Here is a 19,104-nt window from a genome sequence, read left to right on the forward strand (position 1 = left end):
CGGCCGCCCGGCGCGACGCCCGCTCCGCCCGCGGTGATGCAGGAGATCAGTGGCGGCACCTTCCACGGTCCGGTGGCGCAGATCGGCTCGATCGAGGTGGCCGCCAGTCGCGAGGAGCGGTGGGCAACGGCGCTCGCGCACCAGGTCCGGACCCTCGAACAGGGCGAGTGGCGGCGCCTGTTGGGCGGGGACACCGAGCGGATCGACCTCGGCTACACCCTCACCCGCACGGCCGGCCGCGAGGCCGGGAACTCCGCCGGGAGCGGCCGGCTGCTCGGGGCGCCGCACGGACCGGTCGGCGTCCTCGACTACTTCCGGGCGTTGAGCCCACGCCGCCTGGTCGTCACCGGCGCCGCCGGGGCGGGCAAGAGCGTGCTGGCAGTGGAGCTGATCCTGGCGCTGATCGAGCACCGCCGCCCGGGCGACCCGGTACCGGTCCGCGTGCAGCTGGCCGGGTGGGACACCCGGGTCCCGCTCGCCGACCACCTCGTCGACGAGCTCGCCCGCTGCTACGACTGGCCCCGCCGGATGGCCCGGGCGTTGGTCGGACGGGGCCTGGTCCTCCCGGTCCTGGACGGTCTCGACGAGATGGATCCGCCGCGAACCGACGGGCGCCCGGACCGGGTCGCCCCGCGTGCCCGCGAGGCACTGCGGTTGCTCAACGAGTACCAGGTCGGACGCGCGCCCGGGGCGCTCGTCCTGACGGTCCGGTCGGACTCCTACGAGGCGCTCGGCCACGACGCCGGACGGACCGGACGACTGCTGGACGCCGCCCGCATCGCCATCGAGCCCGTGGGCCCCCGGGAGGCACTCGCGTACCTGCGGGCGCGCGCCACCGACCGCGCCCGCTGGCAGCCGCTGCTGGACGATCTGGCCACTCGGCCCGGCTCACCGCTGGCGGCCCTGCTGTCGACGCCCTGGCGGCTCTGCCTGGTGGCCACCGTCTATGCCGAGGAAGGCCTGCCGGGCGAGTTGACGCAGCTCCGGTCCCCGGCGGTGCTCGACCGGCACCTGCTCTCCCGACTGATCCCGGCCGCCGTGGCACTGCACCCGCGCCGGGGCAACCAGCCCGGGGACGTCCACCGCCGGCTCCACCTGCTGGCCCGCCGACTCGATGACGGCGCCCGGCCGCGCGCCACCCTCGCGCTGCACGAGCTCTGGGACGCCCGGGGATCCGCCCGGATCGTCGCGGTCCGCTGCCTGCTGGTGGCTCTCGCCGCCCTCCTTCTGCCCTGGGTCGACCACCTGCTGCCGCTGACCCACCGGACCGCTCTGCTGGGAAGTCAGGCCGCCGCCGTGCTGCCGATCGTCCTGGGCCTGATCGTGTGGGGCCCACCGATGGAGACCCGCCCGCGGACGCTCCGCCTCGGCACTGCGCTGCGATCGCTCACCTGGCCGGTCACCGCCGTAGCAGTGACCGCGGCGCTGGCGACCGGGGCCCTCAACTGGGCGTTCTTAGGCTGGTCGGCGGCCGTGCTCGCGTTCCTCGGGGTGCTCGTGCCCGGGCTCCTGGCCAGCTCCCTGACGGTCGTGCCCGGGGCGGTGCTGCCTCCCCGCGGGCCGATCCGCGGGGACCTCCTGTTCGGTGGCGTCCTCGGTGCGGCGATCGGCCTGGCCCTCACCGGTCCGCTGGTCAGCCTGTGCGGGGTGCACGACGGTCTGCTGCTGGCGCTGCCGCGGGCGGCGTTCGCCGCGTTCGCCCTGGTCGGGGGCGTCGGCCAGCGGTACCTCACCTTCCTGCTGTTCGGTCGGGGGGTGCTGCCCGTGCGGCTCGGTGCCTTCCTCGACTGGGCGACGCGGGCCGGCCTGCTCCGGCTGGCCGGACCCACCTACCAGTTCCGGCACCGCGAGTTCCAGGACTGGCTGGCCGCTTCGCCCGATCCGCCCCCGGTCAGCCCGTCAGGCAGCTCGGGCCGAGCAGCTGCTTGAGGTCGCCGAACAGCGCCGGGTCGCTCTTCACCCGGTGCCGGTCCAGGCGCAGCACGGTGGTCTGCCGGTCGCCCTCCAGGCGCAGCCGTACCTCGGTGGTGCCGCGGTGGTGGGCGAGCACCTCGCCGAGGCGGGCGACCAGCGGCGGGGTGATCTTGCCGCTGGGGATCGAGATGACGATCGGCGCGTCGGCGTGCGCGTTGGAGAGGTCCGGGACGGACAGCTCCATGCCCATCAGCCGGGGCACGTCCTCCCGCTTGTCGAGCTTGCCGCGGACGAACACCACGGAGTCCTCGACCAGTTGGGAGGAGACCAGCTGGTAGCTGGCGGGGAAGAACATGCAGTCGATCGAGCCGGCCAGGTCCTCGACGGTGGCGATCGCCCAGGCGTTGCCCTGCTTGGTCATCTTGCGCTGGAGGCCGGAGATGATCCCGCCGATGGTGACGATGGCGCCGTCGGGCCGCTCGGCGAGGTCGGCAACCGCGCAGTCCGCCTTGTCGGCGAGCACGTGCTCGATGCCGTGCAGCGGGTGCGAGGAGACGTAGAGGCCGAGCATCTCGCGCTCCTGGGTGAGCAGGAAGGCCTTCTCCCACTCCTCCTCGGAGAACACCACGTCGAGGCCGAAGCTCGGCTCGTCGGCGACCACGTCCCCGCCGAACAGGTCGAACTGGCCCTCCGCCTCCTTGCGCTTGACCCCGACCACGTTGTCGATCATCGGCTCGAACTGCGCGGTGAGGCCCTTGCGGGTGTGCCCGAGCGAGTCGAACGCGCCCGCCTTGATGAGGGATTCGACCGTCCGCTTGTTGCAGACCACCGACTCCACCTTGTCCAGGAAGTCCGGGAAGGAGGCGTACTTCCCCTTGGCCCGGCGGGTGCGGATCATCGAGTCCACCACCGGCCCGCCGACGTTGCGGATCGCGGTGAGGCCGAACCGGACGGTGGTGTCACCGTGCGGCGTGAAGTCGGCGTCCGACTCGTTGACGTCCGGCGGGAGCACCTGGATGCCCATCTTGCGGCACTCGTTGAGGTAGACCGCGGACTTGTCCTTGTCGTCCTTGACCGAGGTGAGCAGGCCGGACATGTACTCGGCCGGGTAGTTGGCCTTGAGGTAGGCGGTCCAGTAGGAGACCAGGCCGTAGCCGGCGGTGTGGGCCTTGTTGAAGGCGTAGCCGGAGAAGGGCACCAGCACGTCCCAGACGGCCTGGATCGCGGCGTCGGAGTAGCCGTGCTCGCGGCAGCCCCTCTGGAACGGGACGAACTCCGCCTCCAGGATCTCCTTCTTCTTCTTGCCCATCGCCCGGCGCAGCAGGTCGGCCTGGCCGAGCGAGTAGCCGGCCAGGATCTGCGCGGCCTTCTGCACCTGCTCCTGGTAGACGATCAGGCCGTAGGTCGGCTTGAGGATCTCCTCCAGGGGCGCCTCCAGCTCCGGGTGGATCGGGGTGATCTCCTGCTGGCCGTTCTTGCGCAGCGCGTAGTTGGTGTGCGAGTTGACGCCCATCGGGCCGGGCCGGTACAGCGCCAGGACGGCGGAGATGTCCTCGAAGTTGTCGGGCTTCATCAGCCGCAGCAGCGAGCGCATCGGGCCGCCGTCGAGCTGGAAGACGCCGAGCGTGTCGCCGCGGGCGAGGAGTTCGTAGGTGGGCTTGTCGTCCAGCGGCAGGTCGAGCAGCTCGATCCTGACGCCCTTGTTGCGCTCGATCGCCTTGACGGCGTCGTCCATGATCGTGAGGTTGCGCAGTCCGAGGAAGTCCATCTTGAGAAGGCCGAGGCCCTCGCAGGTGGGGTAGTCGAACTGGGTGATGGTGACGCCGTCGCTGTGCCGGGTCCAGACCGGGATGTGGTCGGTGAGCGGCTCGGCGGACATGATCACACCGGCCGCGTGCACGCCGGGCTGGCGGATCAGGCCCTCGATGCCGCGGGCGGTGTCGATCACCTTGCGGACGTCGGGGTCGCTCTCGTACAGGCCGCGGATCTCGCCGGCCTCGCCGTAGCGCGGGTGCGCGGAGTCGGTGATCCCGGAGAGCGGGATGCCCTTGCCCATCACGTCCGGCGGCATCGCCTTGGTGATCCGGTCACCCATCGCGTACGGGTAGCCGAGGACCCGGGAGGAGTCCTTGATGGCGGCCTTCGCCTTGATGGTGCCGTACGTGACGATCATGGCGACCTTGTCGGAGCCCCATCTCTCCGTCACGTAGCGGATCACGTCGCCGCGCCGGCGCTCGTCGAAGTCGATGTCGACGTCGGGCATCGAGATGCGCTCGGGGTTGAGGAAGCGCTCGAAGATCAGGCCGTGCGGGATCGGGTCGAGGTCGGTGATGCCCATCGCGTAGGCGACCAGCGAGCCGGCCGCCGAGCCGCGGCCGGGGCCGACCGCGATGCCCTGGCTCTTGGCCCACATGATGAAGTCGGCGACCACCAGGAAGTACGCCGGGAAGCCCATCTGGATGATGGTGTCCATCTCGTACTCGGCGAGCTTCTTGTGCTCCTCGTCGTAGCCGCTCGGGAAGCGCCGGTCCATCCCCTCCCAGACCTTGGCCTTGAAGAAGTCCGACTCGGAGGCGTAGCCCTCCGGGATCGGGAAGCGCGGCATCAGGTTCTTGAACTCGAACATGCCGGTGGTGTCGACCCGCTCGGCGACCAGCAGCTGGCTGTTGCGGCAGCCCTCCTGCCAGGCGTCGGAGGAGTCCAGGCCGTACATCTCGGCGGCCGACTTGATGTAGTAGCCGGTGCCGTCGAAGCGGAAGCGGTCCGGGTCGGAGAGGTTCTTGCCGGTCTGGACGCAGAGCAGCAGGTCGTGCGCGCCGGCGTCGGCCTCGGTGGTGTAGTGCGAGTCGTTGGTGACCACCGGCGGGATGTTCAGCTTCCGGCTGATCTCCAGCAGGCCGTCGCGGACCCGGGTCTCGATGTCGAGGCCGTGGTCCATCAGCTCCAGGAAGTAGTTCTCCCTGCCGAAGATGTCCTGGTAGTCGGCGGCCGAGCGGACCGCCTCGTCGAACTGGCCGAGCCGCAGCCGGGTCTGTACCTCGCCGGAGGGGCAGCCGGTGGTGGCCATCAGGCCGGCCGCGTGCTCGGCGATGATCTCCTTGTCCATCCGGGGCCACTTGACCAGCCAGCCCTCCGCGTAGGAGCGCGAGGTCAGCTTGAACAGGTTGTGCAGGCCCTGCCGGTCCCGGGCCCAGATGGTCTTGTGGGTGTACGCGCCGGACGCCGACACGTCGTCCCGCTTCTGGTGCGGCTGGCCCCACAGGATGCGCTTGGTGTTCGAGCGGGACTCCGGCGCCACGTACGCCTCGATGCCGATCACCGGGGTGATGCCGGCCGCGGTGGCCTGCTTGTGGAACTCCGCCGCGCCGTACATGTTGCCGTGGTCGGTCATCGCGACGTGGGTCTGGCCGAGCCGCTCGACCTCCTTGAACAGCTGCTTCAGCCGGGCGGCGCCGTCCAGCATCGAGTACTCGGTGTGGACGTGCAGGTGCGCGTACGGCTGGTCGCTCAAGGCGGGGCCTCCGGAGGCTGGTGCGGTCGGGTTGGCCGGCGAACGCGCAGGCCGCAGCGCAGGCCTCGGTGCAGGTCACGGCGCTGGAAACAGCAGAGGCCCGAGCCGCTCGACCGGCCCGGACCCACCTCTCACACGTTCACGGAACTACTCTAGCCTCCTGTCGCAGGAGTCCCATCGAAGGCTCCCGGCCGTTGCAAAGGATGCGCCGCATGTCCGACCAGGTCACCTCCGACGACCGCGCCCGGACCATCCTCCGGGTCTTCGGGACGGCCTTCGGCGAGTTGCTCGCCCAGGATCCGGCGGCCTTCCGGGTGAAGTTCCGCAAGATGGCCGCCTCCGCCTTCGCCTTCTACCGCGGCACCGCGGCGCTGTTCTACGCGGACCTCACCGCGGCGCCGTTCGCCGCGTACGGGGCCGGCTTCCTCGACCCGCGGACCAGCCGGGTGTGGATCCACGGCGACCTGCACGCGGAGAACTTCGGCACCTACCTGAACGCCGAGGGCCGGCTGGTCTTCAACGTCAACGACTTCGACGAGGCCTACGTCGGGGCGTTCACCTGGGACGTCCAGCGGCTGGCCGCCAGCCTGGCGCTGATCGGCCACGCCAAGGCGCTGTCCGACGCCGTGATCACCGACCTGGTGCGGGCCTTCGCCACCGCCTACCGCGGCCAGATCTCCGCGCTGGTCAACCGGCCCGGCGCGGGCGCGGTGTACACCCTGGACACCGCCGACGGGCCGATCCTGGACACGCTGCGCCGGGCCCGGCTGCAGACCCGGGTGGAGCTGCTGGACCAGGAGACCGTGATCGACGGCTGCGACCGGCGGTTCCGCACCGGCAACGGGGCGATCGAGCTGGACGGGGCGGAGCAGGCCGAGGTGCTGGCCGCCTTCGCGGCGTACCTGGAGACCCTGCCGCCGGCCTCCCGCGCCCGGCCGGACTCGCTGCGGGTCAAGGACGTGGTCGGCCGCCGGGGCATCGGGATCGGCAGTGCCGGGCTGCCCTCGTACAACCTGCTGCTGGAGGGGCACACCGACGCGCTCGAGAACGACGTGATCATCTACCTCAAGCAGGGCCAGGTCCCGGCGGTCTCCCGGCACGTCACCGACCCCGCGATCCGCGGGTACTTCGAGCACGAGGGCCACCGCACGGTGATCTCCCAGCGGGCCCTGCAGGCCCACAGCGACCCGTGGCTCGGGTACGCCACGCTGCGCGGCCGGGGCCAGCTGGTCGCCGAGGTCTCGCCGTACGCGGCCGACCTGGACTGGACCGACCTGAACGAGCCCGCCGACCTGCTCGCGGTGACCGAGTACCTGGGCCGGGCCACCGCCACCATGCACGCGGCCGCCGACGAGTCCTCCAGCGGGCACGGCCTGGTGCCGTTCTCCACCGAGCACGCGATCGACGCCGCCGTCGCCGGCGACGAGAGTGGCTTTGTCGACATGCTGGTGGAGTTCGCGCACGCCTACGGGGCCCGGGCCCGCGCCGACCACCAGCTGTTCGTCGACCTCTTCCGCAACGGCCGGATCCCCGGCCTCTGAGCCCCGCCCCGGGGCACCTCCCGGCCCGCTCCCGCCGGCGCAGTGTCCCCGATCGGGTGGCACGTACGGAGGGGGATTCCGCCCCCGCCGCCCGCGCGCTACTGTCGGCGCCGACGCATCGGAGGGGGCCCATGTCCTACCCAACGCCGTACCCGCCACCGGCGGCCTCGCCCTACGCACCGCCGTACGCACCACCGCACCCCGCCGCGCCCGGCGCCGCCGGTCGCGGCGGTGGCGGGGGCCTGATCGCGCTCGGGCTGCTGCTGCTCGCACAGCTGGCCATCGAGCTCGGCGTGCTGGCCTGGGACTTCAGCCAGGCCGGGCCCGACTACGCGCTCACCGCGCTGGGCTTCTCCTTCACCGCCTACGTCCAGGCGCCGGTCGGCTTCTTCGGCTTCGACACGGCCTTCTGCGTGGCGCTGGCGGTGCTGATCGTCGGCGCCTTCAACCGCGCCCGGTGGACCAGGCCCGCGGCGGTCGTGCTGCTCGGGGCCAACGCCTACGCCGCCGGCGCGCTGCTGATCAGCCAGGGCGGGGACGGTTTCGCCGAGCCGGTCAGTCACCTGGTGCTCAACCTCACCGTGCTGGCGACCCTGGTGCTGGCCCTTGCGGTCGCCGTGCTGGTGGGCGCCACCCGCGGGCCGGCCACCACGCAGCCGTCCTGGACGGCACAGCCGTACCCGGTGCCGCAGGGGTACCAGGCGCCGCAGGCCTACCCGGTGCCCCAGCAGTACCAGGTGCCCCAGCCCTATCCGGAGCCACAGGACCAGCACCCGTACCCCGGCCCGCCCTCGGCCGCGCCACCCGCGACCCCGCCCGCCACACCCCCCAAGACACCATCCGCAAGCCCGCCGGCTCCGGCCGCTCCCCCGGCCCCGCCCTCCGTACCGCCGAAGCTCTGAGCCCCGCGGGCGCGCGGCCGGTCAGCGGCCGCGCAGCTCGCGGCGGATCACCAGCCGCAGCCCGGAGTACGTGGCGTCGACGGCGCACACCTTGTTGTCGACCAGCCCGGTCGGCAGCGCCACCTCGCGCAGCACGTCCTCGGTGAGGTCGGTCGGCACCCGGGAGGCCCGCTTCGGCCACGCCACCCACAGGCCCGCGGCCGGCCGCATCGCCGCCCGGAACTCCGCCAGCCGGTCGGCCAGCTCCGCCCGGTCCACCGGGTACCAGAGCGCGACGTCGAACGGCCCGGCCGGGCCGGCCGCCCGCCGGACCAGCACGTCCGGCGGCAGCCCGGCCACCTCGAAGCCGGCGGGCGCACCCGCCAGCAGCAGGCTGTCCCCGGGCCGGACGCCGAGCTTGCGGGCCAGCGGCGCGGCCGGTCGGCCGGCGTCCACCCGCGCTCAGCCGTCCAGCTCGGCCAGGAAGTCGAGCGCGATGCTCCAGGTGCGCTCGGCCGCCTCGGCGTCGTAGTCGTCCAGGTCCGGGTCGGTGAAGACGTGCCCGGCGCCCCGGTAGCGGTGCACCTCCACGTCCGCCCCGGCCCGGGTCATCTGCAGGTACCAGGTGTTCAGCCAGTCCTCGGTCTCGAACGGGTCCGGCTCCGCGACGTGCAGCTGCACCGCGATCCCGGTCGCCGCGTCCTCCCGCAGGTCCGAGGTGCCGTGCAGGAGCAGCAGCCCGCGGGCCTGCTCGTCGGCCAGGGCCAGGTTCTGCGCCAGCGCCCCGCCCAGCGAGAACCCGGCGTACACCAGGCCCGGCTCCCCCGGCCTGATCAGCGGCGCCGCGGCGGTCACCGCCCGCCGCAGCAGCTCGTCGCTGCCGACCTCCTCCTTGTAGGCCATCCCCGCCTCGACGTCGTCGAAAGTCTTCCCGTCGAACAGGTCGGGCGTGTGCACCTCGTGTCCGGCCGCCCGCATCCGGTCGGCGGCGGCGTGCACGGCGGGCCGCAGCCCGTGGACGGAGTGCAGCAGGAGGATGGTGGCCACGATTCGGCTCCTTGACGGCGGACGGCGGGTGCGGACGCCTTCCATGATCCCCCACATCCCGCGCCGCCCGCAGCGGGTCCGGTCCCCCCGACCCGCACAGCGGGTCCGCCCTCCCGCCCTGGCACGGGCGGGAGGGCGGACCGGTCGGCCGAGGGGCCGGCCACGGGGTCGGGGATCAGTACTCGACCTTCATGGTCACGCCGCTGAACGAGCTCTTGGCGTAGAGGCTGAAGTACACCCAGCCCGCCGGCGGCGTCCTCACCGTGAGCGTCTCCGCGTTGCCGGAGGTGGTGGACCTGCTGAGGTACGAGCCGGTGGTGGCCCAGTTGGTGCCGTTGTAGTAGAGGTCCGCGTTGCCGGTGCCGCCGCTGCTGGTGAGCTTGAGCTGCTTCACCCCGGCGGGCAGGAAGGCGAACATGTAGCTGTAGTTGCCGGTGGTGGCGTTCACCCCGGTGCGGCGGCAGTTCTTGTCGTACTGCCGCACGTCCGCCGCCGAGCAGAGCGGCAGCCCGGCCACGGTCAACGTCTGGCTGCGGGTCGCGGTGGCGCCCTTGTCGTCGGTGACGGTCAGGGTGACGGTGTAGCTGCCGGCCGCCGCGTAGCTCTTGGCGGGGTTGGCGGCCGTGGAGCTGGTGCCGTCGCCGAAGTTCCAGCTGCGGGCCGCGATGGTGCCGTCCGGGTCGGTGGAGGTGTCGGTGAAGTTCACCGACAGGTCGGTGACCTGCGCCGTGAACGCGGCGACCGGCGGCTTGTTGGCCTGGCCGCCCGGGTTGCAGGCGCCGGTGTTGCAGGCGGTCAGCCAGGCGGCGAAGTCCGCGTCGTACCGGGTGCCGATGGTGCTGGTCAGCAGGGTCCGGGCGCCGTTCCAGTCACCGACGCGGTACTTGGCGAGCAGCGCGCTCACGTCGGCCGGGTGCTTCTCGACCATGTACCGCACCGCCAGGTAGCCCCAGTTGTAGATCCGGGTCTGGTCGGCGTTGTCGTAGGTGGAGTCGAACAGCGTCCGCAGGCTGTAGGTGTGCAGCCCGGCCTGGGCGATCGCGTCGTCGTAGCGCACGTTGCGGTACGAGTACGAGATGTACTCGGCCAGGCCCTCGACCCACCAGACGGTCGGCGTGGTCATGCCGGCGTCGAAGTTGCCGTACATGTCGAAGCGGCCGTCGAGGTAGTGGGTGTACTCGTGGTTGAGGTTCCAGATCTGGAAGGTCGGACGGACCCACTCGGCCTCGTACGCCACGAACCGCGGCTGGTTGCCGGCCTGGTCGGGGTTGCCCTCCAGGTACATGCCGCCGTTGTTGGTGTCCATGTCGAAGATCGGACCGGCGTAGGTCTGGTAGTCGGTGCTGGAGTGGAAGACCACCACCTCGATGGTGGAGTTGCCGTCGTTGGCGACCGGACCGGTGTCCTTGACCAGGGAGTGGAAGTAGGCGTCCTGATTGGTCAGGCTGGTGCAGCTGGCGGCCAGGTCGGCGGCGCTCATCTGCTGCGCGATGATCTTGATGCTCGGGCTGCAGGTGTAATTGGTCGTCAGCACCGCCGCCTTGAGCCGGGCGCCGAGGTCACAGGTGCCGTAGTAGGCGCAGTTGGCCTTGTCGTAGGTGTCGGTCGCGACGGCCAGGTTGACCCAGAGCCCGGCGGTCGGGCCGGTGATGGCGCCGCGCGCGATCAGGTCCCGGATCTGCGGGCGGACCTTGTCGAGCAGGGCCGGGTACTGGAGGAAACGCCCCAGCTCCAGGCCGGAGTTGGCGGCCAGGTAGGCCCGGTCGGTGCCGAACAGGTCCCAGTGCGCCGGCGCGAAGGCGGCCAGCGTGTCGGTGATGCTCGGGTCGGCCTGCACGGCGGCCTGGAAGTCCGCGTTCTGGTGTCCGCGCCAGAGCACCGTGTAGGTGTTGTTGACCGCGTTGAGCATCGACCAACTACCGTCGTACGCGCTGGAGTAGCCGTTCAGAAGCCGCTTGACGACGTACAGGTAGCGGGCGTTCTCGCCGGCGCTGTCGATCAGGGTGACGGCCTCGGAGAGGGTGGCCCCGTTCGCGTCGGTGACGTCTCCGGAGTGCGCGGAGGCGTAGAAGGCGTCCAGCGCGGAGCGGATCGCGGTCTTCAGCGTGCTGCCGTAGGTGCCGACGTCCTGCGGGTGGTACCACTGCACGTAGTAGCCGGCCCGCAGGAACAGCACCAGCTGCCCGGCCGAGGTGGAGTCGTCACCCGGGTAGGACGCGGAGACGTCCCGCAGCGCGTTGGCGACGCTGACCATCTGGGCCTCGCGGAAGACCGCGTTCGCCGTGGTGCCGGTGAGCACGAACAGGCTGTTCACGCAGTCGACCGGAACGGACTTGACCTGCTGGACCAGCGCGCTGCCGGTCTTCGAGGCAAAGTCGGAGACGTTGCAGGCGGCGGCGTCCAGCGCCCGCGGGGCGGCGAGCGCCTTCGGCGCGGCGTAGTCCGCGCGGACGGCGGCCACCGAGGCGCTGCGGGGTGCGCGCTCCGACAGCGGCACGGTACGGCCGAGGTGCTGGTCCTCCGTCAGCGCGGTGCCGGTGGCGGGCTGCGGCGCAACGTTCGAGGGCGAGGCGGGGGCGCCGGCCGAGGGCGCGGCGGGCGCGCGACCCGCGCCCGGGGTGACGGCCTGACTCTGGGGGGAGAACAGGCCGAAGGCGAGGCAGGCGGCGACGGCTGTGGTGAGCAGGCGCGCCGAATCTGTCCGGAAGGATCTCACGTGGGGGCCTCCGGGCCGGTGGATGGCCGCGTGCGGACGCGACCGCGTGGGGGGATGTGGGGGCGGCCGGATTGGGGGTGCGGCCAGGGGAACCTCGGCGGGACGGCGCGGCGGGGAACCGGGCCGGCGCAGCCGACAGGGGGTGTGACATGTACAATTGCACGTATCACATGGCTTTGGGAAGACCTCGGACCCGACAAGTTCCCCGCACCACCAGGCAGTTGGCGCCCGAACCGAGTCCGGACCGCACCCGGGCCGCATCCGGGTCGAAGCCGGGCCGAGCCCAGGTCGGACCCGGATCGGGTTCGGACCGCCGGATGAAGAGTCGACGAACAGTCAGTCCCAGGGGCTGTACGGCTGATTACCCGCTAGTAGCCTGTGGCGACGTGACTGAGCTTACCGATGCCCTCTCCGCTGCCCGGCCGCGTCGCCGCCGGGTCCTCAAGGCCGCCGCGCTGACCGCCGGCGCCGTCGCCGTCCCGCTGGCGCTGGGCGGGGCCACCGCCACCGCCGCGCCCGCACCGCAGTTCCTGCACGGCGTCGCCTCCGGCGACCCGCTGGCCGACGGCATCCTGCTGTGGACCCGGGTCACCCCGTCGCCGGAGGCCGTCCCCGGCTCCGGCCTCGGCCCGGACACCGACGTGGTCTGGCAGCTGGCCACCGACAAGGCGTTCGGCACCGTCGTGGCCAGCGGCACGGTGACCGCCACCGCCGCCTCCGACCACACCGTCAAGGCCGACGTCCGCGGCCTGCGGCCGGACACCGGCTACTGGTACCGCTTCACCGCCGCGGGCGTCAGCTCGCCGGTCGGCCGCACCCGCACCACCCCGGCCAACGATGCCGCCCTCTCCCGCCTGCGCCTGGGCGTCGCCTCCTGCGCCAACTGGGAGGCCGGCTACTTCTCCGCGTACCGGCACCTGGCCGCGCGCGGCGACCTGGACGCCTTCCTGTTCCTCGGCGACTACATCTACGAGTACAAGTCCGGCGAGTTCTGCGCCCGCGGCACCGTGGTGCGCCCGCACGAGCCCACCCACGAGATCATCAACCTGGTCGACTACCGTACCCGGCACGGTCGTTACAAGACCGACCCGGACCTCCAGGCGCTGCACGCCGCCGTCCCGACCATCGCCATCTGGGACGACCACGAGTTCGCCAACGACGCCTACGCGGGCGGCGCGGAGAACCACACCCCGGGCACCGAGGGCAACTGGGCGGACCGGGTGGCCGCCGCCAAGCAGGCCTACTTCGAGTGGATGCCGGTGCGCCCGTCCATCGCCGGCACCACCTACCGCCGGCTGCGCTACGGCAAGCTGGCCGACCTGCACCTGCTCGACCTGCGCTCGTTCCGCTCCGAGCAGGTCAAGGTCGGCAACGGCGACGTCGACTCGGCCGACCGCTCGATCACCGGCCGGGCACAGCTGGACTGGCTGAAGGCCGGCCTGTCCGCCTCCGAGACCACCTGGCGCCTGATCGGCAACGAGGTGATGATCTCGCCGGTCGCCTTCCTGTCGCTGCCCGGCTTCCTGCTCCGCCCGCTGGCCAAGCTGCTCGGCCTGCCCGGCGAGGGCATTGCGATCAACACCGACCAGTGGGACGGCTACACCCACGACCGCAGAGAGCTGCTCGGCCACCTCAAGCAGAACGGCATCACCAACACGGTGTTCCTGACCGGCGACATCCACTCCGCCTGGGCCGCCGACGTGCCGTACGAGGCCGCCACCTACCCGTCCTCGGGCAGCGCGGCCACCGAGTTCGTGGTCACCTCGGTCACCTCGGACAACATCGACGACGTGCTGAAGGTCGCACCGCAGACCCTCTCGCTGCTGGGCGTCGCGGCGCTGGAGGCCGCCAACCGGCACATCAAGTGGATCGACCTGGACTCGCACGGCTACGGCGTCCTGGACATCACGCCGCAGGCCGCCCAGATGGACTACTACGTGCTGTCCGACCGGACCAGCAAGGACGCCACCTCCAAGTGGACCCGCTCGTACCGGACCCGCTCCGGCACCCAGCAGATCGAGCGCGTCTACGCCCCCGTCAAGTGACGCACCGGCGGCGGGGATCCCCTCGGGGCCTCCCCGCCGCCCGCACCACCGCCCGACCCCGGTCCGGTTGTGCTCAGCCGGTGAAATCCTGAACGTTCGCTGGGCCGTGCCTACGCCTGCTGGACCGCCCGGCCCTCGCCGGGGGCCAGGACGGCCGGCGCCTCCCGGACGTCGGGCAGCAGCAGGATCACCAGGTTGGTGCCCGCCACCAGCACCGCCCCCGCCAGCAGCGGGACGCCGGTGCCGACCAGGGCGGCGAGCGGCGCCGCGACGGCGAGGCCGACCGGGCGGGCGACGGTGGAGATCATCGTGTCGAGCGAGGCCACCCGGCCGAGCACCGCCGACGGGATCCGGCGCTGCAACGTGGTCTCCCAGAGCGGGCCGAGCAGGCCGATCCCGAACGCGGCCAGGCTGTAGGTCACCACGATCACCGGCATCGGCAGCTTCAGCGCGAAGGCCACCATCGGGACGGCGTACGCGGCCGCGCCGAGCGCGACCCCGACCAGCGGGTGCCGGATCGGCAGCCGCGGCGCGGCGAACACCCCGGCCACCAGCCCCACCGTGGCGACCTGCGCGATCACCACCCAGGACGCCTCACCGCCGAGGCTGCGGACGGCGATCAGCGGGCCGAGCGTGAGCACCAGCCCCATCGAGAGGTGGATCGCGCCGTGCCCGAGCACGTTCGCCAGGAACCAGGGGTGCCGGCGGGTCTCGGTCCAGCCCTCGGCCAGCTCGGCGAAGAACGGGGCCCGGCGCGGCCGGTCCGGCGCGGGCCGGGGCCGCAGGCCGCCGAGCGTGGTCGCGGAGACCACGAACAGGGCGCCGGTCAGCAGCGAGGACCAGCCCGCGCCGACCAGCAGCATCAGCGCGCCGGCGACCGCGGGGCCGACCACCTGGGCGAGCGCCTGGCCCACCCCGAGCCGGGTGTTGACGCGCAGCCGCTCGGAGCTCTCCACCACGCCCGCCACCAGGGTCCGCACCGCGGGCTGGCCGAACGCCACGGCCGCGCCGGTGACCGCGGCGAGCACCGCGAGGTCCGCGACCCGCGGTGAGCCGCCGAGCAGTTCGGCGCCGATGCCCAGCTGGGCGGCGGCCCGCACCAGGTCGGCGGTGAGCACCGTCCGCTGCGGAGGGAAGCGGTCGGCCACCACGCCGGCGACCGGCAGCAGGGCGAGCATCGGGACGACTTCACTGGCCAGGACCAGTCCCAGGTCGCCCGCGGACCCGGTGCGCACCAGCGCGAGCGTCAGGGTCATCGGGATCAGGGCGGTTGCCAGCGCCGCGACGGTGCGGCCGATCAGCAGTCGCCTATTGGATGTGGCCATGACATAAGACAGTATTTCGTACGTTGATGCATCGTCAACAAAGTGGCCGTCAAGACTGCCCCGCCGGCCACCCGGGCCCCCTGGCCCGGCGCCGGTCCCCGCAGGCCCGGGCCCCGGCCGCGGTCCACCGTACTCCCCGGGCGGCCCCCGGGCGGCCGGATCCCCTCCCCCGGCCGCCCGCCGGCCGAGCCGTGGCCCCGGGCCCGGCCGCAGCCGTCAGGACACCACGTCCTTACGGGCGAACCCGCGGAACGCCAGCGCCAGCAGCACCACCGAGTAGCTGACGGACAGCGAGACCCCCTGCACCATCCCGCCCCACTCCAGCTGCGGCTGCAGCGCGTCCGCCCAGGCGTACTGCCAGTGCGCGGGCAGCCACTCGCGCAGCCCGCCGAGCGCCGTGATGGCGTCCAGCACGCCGGTCACGATGGAGATGAAGACGGCGCCGCCGACCGCCCCGAGCGGGGCGTCGGTGGCGGTGGAGAGCCAGAACGCCAGCGCGCCGACCACCAGTTCGGCGAGCACCACGAAGGCCACCGCGAGCGCCAGCCGGGGCAGCGCCACGGAGGCCGGCAGGCTGACCCCGGTCGGCAGCCGCAGGTCGCCCCAGCCGTACGCGGCGGTGCCCACCCCGAGTCCGACCAGCGGCAGCAGCACCACGGCCGCCGCCGAGAAGGCCAGGCCCACGGTGAACTTGCGGGCCAGCAGCCGGGCCCGGGGCACCGGCGCGGCCAGCAGGTAGCGCAGCGAGGACCAGCTCGCCTCCGAGGCCACCGTGTCGCCGCAGAACAGCGCCATCGGGATGACCAGCAGGAAGCCCGTCCCCATGAAGAGCATGGTGGCCGCGAAGTTGGGGCCGGAGGCGGTGGCCAGCTCGATGAAGCTGGTCCGGTCCGCGCGGCCGGGCGGGCCGCCGATCTGGAAGGCCGCCAGCACGATGAACGGCATCGCGGCCAGCACCCCGCCGATCACCAGGGTCCGGCGCCGGCGCAGCTGGCGGACGGCCTCCACCCGCAGCGGCAAGGTCCGGCCGGCCCGGTAGCCGGGTGCGGCGGCGGTCGCGGCGGGGGTGGCGGTGGCGGTCATGCCGCTCCTCCGATCAGTGACAGGAAGGCGTCCTCCAGCCGGCGGTGCGGCCCGAAGCGTTCGACCGGCACCTCCAGCCGGACCAGTTCGGCCAGCAGCGCGCCGGCCGGCAGGCCGTCCAGCCGGACCAGCAGCCCGCCGTCGACGGCCTCGGCGGAGCCGACCCCGGCCAGCGCCGCCACCTTGTCGGCGGCCACCGCCAGGGCGTCCGCCCCGTACCCGGCCGGCGTGCCGACCAGCAGGAGTTCACCGGCGCCGACGATCTCGGCGACCTCGCCCGCGACCACCAGCCGGCCGCGGTCCATCACCACCAGGTGGGTGCAGCTCTGCTCGATCTCGGAGAGCAGGTGGCTGGAGACGATGACGGTACGGCCCGCGGCGGCGTAGCGGATCATCACCTCGCGCATCTCGCGGATCTGCGGTGGGTCGAGCCCGTTGGTGGGCTCGTCCAGGATCAGCAGGTCGGGCAGGCCCAGCATGGCCTGGGCGATGGCCAGGCGCTGGCGCATGCCCTGCGAGTAGGTGCGCACGGCCCGGTCGAGCGCCTCCCCGAGGTCGGCGATGGCCAGCGCCTCGTCGAGGTGCGCGTCCTCGGCCGGGCGCCCGGTGGCCCGCCAGTACAGCTCCAGGTTGGCCCGGCCGGTGAGGTGCGGCAGGAAGCCGGCGCCCTCGACGAAGGCGCCGACCCGGGAGAGCACCGGGGCGCCGGGCCGGATGGCGTGGCCGAAGATCCGGATCTCGCCGGCGTCGGGCCGGATCAGGCCCATCAGCATCCGCAGGGTGGTGGTCTTGCCGGCGCCGTTCGGGCCGAGCAGGCCGAGCACCTGCCCCTGCTCGACCCGGAACCCGAGGTCCTTCACGGCGTACCGGTCGGCGGCGCCGCGGTAGCGCTTGCCGAGTCCGGTGATCTGCAGCGGCACCCCGGCCAGCGCCGGGTCGGGGGCGGGCCGGCCACCGCGGCGGCGGACCAGCAGCAGGGCGGCGGCGGCGCCGATCGCGAGCAGCGGCAGCAGCCAGGTGCGGGCGGGCAGCGGGGCGGCCTCGGTGTGCAGGGCGTCGACCGTCGGCATGGTCAACGGCCCGTCCGCGGCCACCCGGTAGGTCGCCGGCTGGGCCGGCGAGGCGTACGCCAGGTCGGTGCTGGCCAGCACCAACCGCAGCCGGTGGCCGGACTCGAAGGTGTGGTCGACGGCGGGCAGGGTGATGTCGACGGCCCGGCCGCCGGGCGCGTCGGCGCCGGTCACCCGCAGCGGGGCGACGAGCTGCTGGGGCAGCGACTGCTTGCCGTCCGGGGCGAGGTCGTAGAGCTTGGCGAAGAGCACCGCGTCCGGCCGGTCGGCCTGCACGGTGATCCGGGTGGTGGGCGCGCCGGTCAGGTGCAGCGAGCCGTCCAGCGGCGCGGAGTCGAAGGCGGCGTACTGCCCGGGAAAGTCCAGCGCGAGCCCGGCGCCGAGCGAGGAGGCCTGGGCGAGCGCGCCGATGCCGGGCACGGTCGAGATGTTCGGCGGGGTGCCGCCCGGCGGGTTGGCGAACTGCTGCTCCCGGCCGGTGAGTTCGACGCGCCGGCTGCCGGTCCCGGCGAGCCCCGGGTAGCTGTCGGCGTCGGCGCCGCGCAGCACGGCCTGGAAGCCGGTCGAGTCGACCCCGCCGGTGCGGGTGACCCGGAAGGCCGGCCCGGTGGAGCGGTCGCCGTCCTGCTGGAGGTAGCGGTCGAACCAGGCGGTCACCCGGTCGTCCACCCGGGTACTGCCCTCGGTGCCGCCGTCGTGGCCGCCGGCGAACCAGTCCACCGCCACCGGGGCGCCGTTGGCCGCGACCGCACGGGCGATCCGGTCACCCTGGTCGAGCGGGAACAGCGAGTCCTGCTGGCCCTGCACCACCAGCGTGGGCACCTTGATCCGGTCACCGACCGAGGACGGGCTCGACCTGTCCAGCATCGCGACCGCGTCCGGGTCGGCGTGCCCGGCGGTCGCCACCCGGTTGTACATCGCGCACAGCTCGTCCAGGAACCGGCCGCAGCCGATCGGCCCCTCGGGCGCCCCGGCCCGGTTGCCGCCCGCCGGGTCGCCACCCGCCAGGTCGCCGGCCGAACCGGTGGTGAAGAAGATCCCGGCCCACAGCTTCTTGAAGACACCGTCGGCGGCCCCGCTGCCCTGCACCCCCTGCGGGAACAGCGCGTCCGCCAGGTTCCACCAGGTGATCTGGGTGGCCACCACGTCGATCCGCGGGTCGTACGCGGCGCCGAGCAGCGCCACCCCGCCGCCGTACGAGGCACCGCTGATCCCCACCCGGGGGTCGCCCGGCGCGTCCAGCCGCACCTCGGGGCGCTGGGCCAGCCAGTCGACCAGGTGCCGGACGTCCTGCACCTCGCGGTCGGGCGCGTCCAGGCCGATCTTCCCGCCGGACTGCCCGAACCCGCGGGCCGACCAGGTCAGCACCGCGTAGCCGGCCCTGGCCAGTTGCTCGGCGCGGGCCCGCTCGTCCGTCTTGGACCCGCCGAAGCCGTGCGCCAGCAGGACGGCCGGGCGCGCGCCGGAGCCGGAGGTGAAGAAGGAGGTGTCGATCCGCACGGTCTGCGCGCTGCCCGGCGTCTCCGGGAGGTCGAGGAAGCGGTCCTCCTGGTGCACCGCCCGCTGCGACCCGGCGGCCGCCACCGCGCCGATCCCGCCGACCACGGCCAGCAGGGCGAGCAGCAGACCCGCCACCACCGCCCGCCGGCCCTTCGGCCACCTCCGCCATGCCCCACCGACACTCATGGTCACCGATCCTATTCAGCGGTTCGGTAGGGGCGTCGTAAGGCTCCCCCGGTCCTCGCCGGCCGTCCCGTTCGTACCTGTCCCCGGCCGGACCGCCGGCCGTCGCGACACCACACCCGGCGCGACGCTCCAGGTCACGCCGCCCGCACCGGCCCGGTGTTAGCGTCGCCAGCATCCCGCTGAACAGGACGGCGCACGGCGGCGCCCCCGCGCCCGAGCGCACCCCCTGGCCGCGCTCCCCCGACCGGCCCATCCGCGCGGTCACGGACCCCGGAAGGCCTACCC

Annotated in this window: 11 protein-coding genes; 4 read left to right on the plus strand and 7 right to left on the minus strand. The window is 73.1% G+C overall.

Annotation, left to right across the window (positions count from 1 at the left end):
* Positions 1-36: 36 nt before the first annotated feature.
* A complete protein-coding gene (locus ABT014_RS02835) occupies positions 37-1,929 on the plus strand; it encodes an NACHT domain-containing protein (protein WP_350636290.1) in 1,893 nt (630 codons plus the stop codon).
* Here the strand turns inward: ABT014_RS02835 and dnaE are convergent.
* Positions 1,892-5,425 carry a DNA polymerase III subunit alpha gene (gene dnaE / locus ABT014_RS02840; protein ID WP_350636293.1) on the minus strand — a complete coding sequence of 1,178 codons (3,534 nt, stop codon included), beginning with the start codon at positions 5,423-5,425 and terminating at the stop codon, positions 1,892-1,894. The two genes, ABT014_RS02835 and dnaE, sit on opposite strands and share 38 nt — an antisense overlap.
* A gap of 212 nt (positions 5,426-5,637) precedes the next feature.
* Between dnaE and ABT014_RS02845 the strand changes: the two genes are divergently transcribed.
* Both ABT014_RS02845 and ABT014_RS02850 read left to right on the plus strand, forming a co-directional pair.
* Positions 5,638-6,966 carry a DUF2252 domain-containing protein gene (locus ABT014_RS02845; RefSeq protein WP_350636296.1) on the plus strand — a complete coding sequence of 443 codons (1,329 nt, stop codon included), beginning with the start codon at positions 5,638-5,640 and terminating at the stop codon, positions 6,964-6,966.
* Between the two features lie 131 nt (positions 6,967-7,097).
* On the plus strand, positions 7,098-7,868 hold the full coding sequence (locus ABT014_RS02850) for a hypothetical protein (RefSeq protein ID WP_350636299.1): 771 nt from the start codon (positions 7,098-7,100) through the stop codon (positions 7,866-7,868).
* Between the two features lie 21 nt (positions 7,869-7,889).
* On the opposite strand, the gene ABT014_RS02855 is transcribed toward ABT014_RS02850, so the two are convergent.
* From ABT014_RS02855 to ABT014_RS02865, 3 genes are all read right to left on the minus strand, one after another.
* Positions 7,890-8,303, minus strand: a complete 414-nt coding sequence (locus tag ABT014_RS02855; protein WP_350636302.1) for a DUF3052 domain-containing protein — start codon at positions 8,301-8,303, stop codon at positions 7,890-7,892.
* Between the two features lie 6 nt (positions 8,304-8,309).
* Complete coding sequence (locus ABT014_RS02860; protein ID WP_350636305.1) at positions 8,310-8,894, minus strand: dienelactone hydrolase family protein; 585 nt, start codon at positions 8,892-8,894, stop codon at positions 8,310-8,312.
* A gap of 175 nt (positions 8,895-9,069) precedes the next feature.
* Positions 9,070-11,610 (minus strand): collagenase, encoded by a 2,541-nt coding sequence (locus tag ABT014_RS02865; RefSeq protein WP_350636308.1) that lies wholly within the window; start codon positions 11,608-11,610, stop codon positions 9,070-9,072.
* Positions 11,611-11,996: 386 nt separating this feature from the next.
* On the opposite strand from ABT014_RS02865, the gene ABT014_RS02870 reads away from it, so the two are divergent.
* Positions 11,997-13,655, plus strand: coding sequence for an alkaline phosphatase D family protein (locus ABT014_RS02870; protein ID WP_350636311.1), 1,659 nt, complete (start codon positions 11,997-11,999; stop codon positions 13,653-13,655).
* A 110-nt stretch (positions 13,656-13,765) separates the two neighbouring features.
* Here the strand turns inward: ABT014_RS02870 and ABT014_RS02875 are convergent, their stop codons facing one another.
* From ABT014_RS02875 to ABT014_RS02885, 3 genes are all read right to left on the minus strand, one after another.
* Complete coding sequence (locus ABT014_RS02875) at positions 13,766-14,980, minus strand: MFS transporter (protein WP_350636314.1); 1,215 nt, start codon at positions 14,978-14,980, stop codon at positions 13,766-13,768.
* Positions 14,981-15,196: 216 nt separating this feature from the next.
* The gene (locus tag ABT014_RS02880) at positions 15,197-16,063 is read right to left on the minus strand and encodes an ABC transporter permease (protein ID WP_350636317.1); all 867 of its coding nucleotides are present in this window, start codon (positions 16,061-16,063) and stop codon (positions 15,197-15,199) included.
* Positions 16,060-18,819, minus strand: a complete 2,760-nt coding sequence (locus ABT014_RS02885) for an alpha/beta fold hydrolase (RefSeq protein ID WP_350636320.1) — start codon at positions 18,817-18,819, stop codon at positions 16,060-16,062. Before ABT014_RS02885 ends, ABT014_RS02880 begins: the two co-directional genes overlap by 4 nt.
* Positions 18,820-19,104 lie beyond the last annotated feature (285 nt).

It is taken from the genome of Kitasatospora sp. NPDC094015 (assembly GCF_040304075.1).
Taxonomy (GTDB): Bacteria; Actinomycetota; Actinomycetes; order Streptomycetales; family Streptomycetaceae; genus Kitasatospora.